Raw genomic sequence first — 3,574 nt, forward strand, 5'->3', positions numbered from 1 at the left:
GGCTTGTGCATGATGTTCCGCCATGGGATGCGAGGTCTCCGAAGCCGCGTCGGATGCGGCGTGAAAGTGAATCGAGGACCGCATTGTGTATACATGCCTATCTTTGGACGCCCTCGTTTTCCCTTATTCGACGACTATTGAACCAGTTTCCACGGCATCATGTATACCTGACATGGACACACTCTCCCAACAAGTCACCGAGACGCTGCGCACCTGGATCCTGCACGGACGGCTCACGCCGGGCACGCGGGTGGAGGAGGTGCCGATCGCCGAAACCCTCAAGGTGTCGCGCACGCCGGTGCGCGCCGCGCTCGCCGCGCTGGCGATGGAAGGGCTGATCGATCACCAGCCGAAGAAGGGCTACCTGGTGCGCGCCTTCGCGCTCGAGGACATCCTGGCCGCCTACGAGGTGCGCTCGGTGCTCGAGGGCCTGGCCTGCCGGCGCTTCGCCGCGCTCGGCGTGGACGACGCGACCGCCGCGCTGCTGCGCGACTGCCTGCGCACCGGCGACGAGATCCTGGCCAAGGGACAGCTGCTGCTCGACGACCTCGCGCCCTACCAGCAGATGAACGTGACGCTGCACAACACGCTGATGCAGGGCGCGCGCAACCCGTGGGTGGTGCGCTTCGGCGCGCAGGCGCAGGCCGTGCCCTTCGCCTCCGACCGCATCATGCTGTGGCACGACCACGGCGTGATCCTGCGTTCGCACGACGACCACCACCGCATCGTGCAGGCCGTGATCGACGGCGACGCGGCGCGCGCCGAACAGCTCATGCGCGAGCACGTGTATTACGCGGGCATCCTGCTGCGCGACAACTACCAGCGCGTGCTCGACGAGCGCGCCGGCAGCGCGGTCGCGCAGGATCCGCCGCTGGCCTTGAGCAACGGCGCCTAGGCGGCGCCCGCGCTCACGAGGACTTGGCCGCCGGCTTGCCCAGCACCGCGCCCACGCCGTCGAGCAGGCTGGCCACGCTGGCCTGGATCACGGGCTCGATCTCGGGCACCGGCAGGCCGTAGACCCACTGGCGGATGCCGTGGTACTGGATCTTCTCGACCACCGTCTTCGCGAGCTCGATCTCCTGCACCGCGAAGGGCTGGCCGTCGCGGCCGGCTTCCGTGTACTGGCGCAACGACAGCGCGATCGGTTCGTAGACGCGCTGGCGCATGACGCGGAAATACGGCGACATGTCCCAGCCGTGCAGGGCGAAGAACAGCGACAGCCGCACGCGCTCGCGCCGCAGGTGCACGCGCGCGAAGTCGCGGTGGAACTCGAGCAGGCGCTGCGCGACGGCCTGCTCGGGCGCGAGGATCATTTCCTCCCACAGCGGATTCCAGTTCGACAGGAAGGTCTCCTGGAACACGCGCTCGATCAGCGCCTCCTTGTTCTGGAAGTAGCGATAGAGCAGCGGCTGGGCCACGCCGAGCTGGCGCGCCAGGCCGGTGGTGTCGCCCGCGAAGCCGACGTCGGCGAAGTACTGGATCGCGCCCTGCACGATCTCGCGCTCGCGGTCGGCGCGCCGCAGGCGCACCACGCCGCCGGTGGCGGGGGCCGCGGAGTCCGTGGGTCTGGAAGCGGAAGGGGCGCGAGGCATGCGAGATCGCTGGGAAGGTGGCCGGTGCCGGTGCGGCGGGAGCCGGCACGATACCAGTTCACCCGGGCGCGCCCGCCGCCTCCGCATGGGCCCGCGTGACCAGGTAGCGGCCGCCGCCGAAGGCCAGGCCCTCGGCGGCCGAGCGCTCGAAACGCTCGATCAGTCCCAGGAACACCGCGTGGTCGCCGCCGGGCCAGGTCGTGACCTTGCGGCATTCGAAATGGGCGCAGCAGTCCGCGAGGATCGGCAGGCCGCCGATGCCCGGGCGGCACTCGACGCCGGCGAACTTGTCGGCGCCCGGCGTCGCGAAGCGCTGCGAGAGCTCGCGCTGGTGCTTCGCGAGCACGTTCACGACGAAGCGCTCGTGCCGGCTGAAGGCGGGGAAGCTGCGCGCATTGAGTGCCTGGCTCCAGAGCACCAGCGGCGGATCGAGCGACACCGAGCTGAAGGAGTTGGCCGTCACGCCGCAGGGGCGGCCCTCGGCGTCGAGCGTGGTGATGACGGCGACGCCCGTGATGTAGGCGCCGAAGACGTCGCGCAACTGCCGGCGGTCGATGGCGGAAGGAGTGGCTGCGTGCATGGCGTGGCGGCTCAGCGGTAGTTGAGTTCGATCGAGATCCCGTTGGGATCGGTGACGAAGATCTGCCGCAGGTCCAGCGCCGCGACCAGCCGTTCGCGGTACGGCACGCCGAGCGCCCGGCAGCGCGCGATGGTGTCCTCGTAGCCCTCGGCCAGCAGCGCCACGTGGTCGATGGCGCCGCTGCCGTGCAACGAATCGGGATCGCGCGGGCCCAGGTAGTCGTTGATCCAGGCCAGCCGCTGCGCATCGTTGCGGTCGAAGGCCGTGACGTGGACCACCGGCACGTCGTCCGCGTCGTAGAGCCAGGCGCCGGTCGCGCGCGGCGGATTGCCGGGCCGCGGCCCGTCGCGCAGCAGCAGCACGCGCGTATAGAAATCCAGCGTGGCCTCGAGCCGTTCGGTGCGGATGTTGAAGTGTTCGAGTCTGCGAATGCCCATGAAGAACTCCCGTGAGTGGCCTGGGGCGCGATTGCCGGCCTCGGGCGATCGTATCGAACGGCCCGCTCTTTCTTTATAGGGTTATCACCAAAATATCCTGCCGCCTTTCCAGGCGCCTGCAGGCTAGATGCCTCATTCAAGGCATTAACAATTGATTCAGGATGCGTTGGATGCCTGCACGCATGGTGATAACCCTATAAATAATTGATAGTTCTATCACTAGCATCCGGACGCAACGACTCACCACCCGCCGCGTCCACCATGCAAACACAGGCTCCCTCCCGCACTTCATCCGACACCGCCGCCAGCGAACTGCTGCGGCGCGCGCGCGAACTCCAGCCCGTGCTGCGGCAACGCGCCGCGCAGGCCGAACGGTTGCGCCGCGTGCCCGACGAGACCATCGCCGACTTCCATCGCGCGGGCCTGTTCCGCGCGCTGCAGCCGGCGCGCGTGGGCGGCGCCGAACTGCACCCGGCCGATTTCTTCGACATCTGCGCGGAGATCGCGCAGGGCTGCGCCTCGAGCGCCTGGGTGCTGTCGAACCTGGCCTATCACCACCAGTTCCTCGCGCTCTGGCCGGACCGGGCGCAGCAGGAGGTCTGGGGCCCCTCGCCCGACACGCTGGTCGGCTCCTCGTACATCTTCGCGCGCGGCACGGCGCGCCAGGTCGACGGCGGCTACGAGCTCGAGGGGCAGTGGCCGTTCTCCAGCGGCATCGATCCCTGCGGCTGGTGCGTGCTCGGCGCCATGGCCGGCGACGCGCCCGGCGAGCCGCCGCGGCCGCGCTACTTCCTGCTGCCGCGCAAGGACTACGAGGTGCTCGACACCTGGCACGTGGTGGGCCTGCGCGCCACCGGCAGCAAGGACGTCGCGGTCGGCAAGGCCTTCGTGCCCGGCTACCGCAGCCTGTCCTTCGACGAGGTCGCCGCCGCGCAGGCACCGGGCCTGGCCCTGCACGCGGCGCC

Annotated in this window: 5 protein-coding genes; 2 read left to right on the forward strand and 3 right to left on the reverse strand. The window is 69.3% G+C overall.

Translation table 11 applies throughout. The annotated features are described in order from the left end of the window. Positions 1-172: 172 nt before the first annotated feature. Entirely contained in the window at positions 173-895 is a 723-nt protein-coding gene (locus AC27VN_RS35870; RefSeq protein WP_203203138.1) for a GntR family transcriptional regulator, read from the forward strand. A 13-nt stretch (positions 896-908) separates the two neighbouring features. Here the strand turns inward: AC27VN_RS35870 and AC27VN_RS35875 are convergent, their stop codons facing one another. From AC27VN_RS35875 to AC27VN_RS35885, 3 genes are read right to left on the reverse strand one after another with little or no spacing between them, the layout of a single operon-like run. Further along, positions 909-1,592, reverse strand: coding sequence for a TetR/AcrR family transcriptional regulator (locus AC27VN_RS35875; RefSeq protein WP_490879708.1), 684 nt, complete (start codon positions 1,590-1,592; stop codon positions 909-911). 58 nt (positions 1,593-1,650) lie between these two features. After that, positions 1,651-2,172 carry a flavin reductase family protein gene (locus AC27VN_RS35880; RefSeq protein ID WP_296779024.1) on the reverse strand — a complete coding sequence of 174 codons (522 nt, stop codon included), beginning with the start codon at positions 2,170-2,172 and terminating at the stop codon, positions 1,651-1,653. An 11-nt stretch (positions 2,173-2,183) separates the two neighbouring features. Then, complete coding sequence (locus AC27VN_RS35885) at positions 2,184-2,609, reverse strand: VOC family protein (protein WP_398492378.1); 426 nt, start codon at positions 2,607-2,609, stop codon at positions 2,184-2,186. Positions 2,610-2,870: 261 nt separating this feature from the next. Between AC27VN_RS35885 and AC27VN_RS35890 the strand changes: the two genes are divergently transcribed. Next, the coding region (locus AC27VN_RS35890; RefSeq protein ID WP_490879709.1) for an acyl-CoA dehydrogenase family protein at positions 2,871-3,574 on the forward strand (704 nt) is incomplete at its 3' end.

It is taken from the genome of Variovorax sp. 20P10.2.4 (assembly GCF_058244205.1).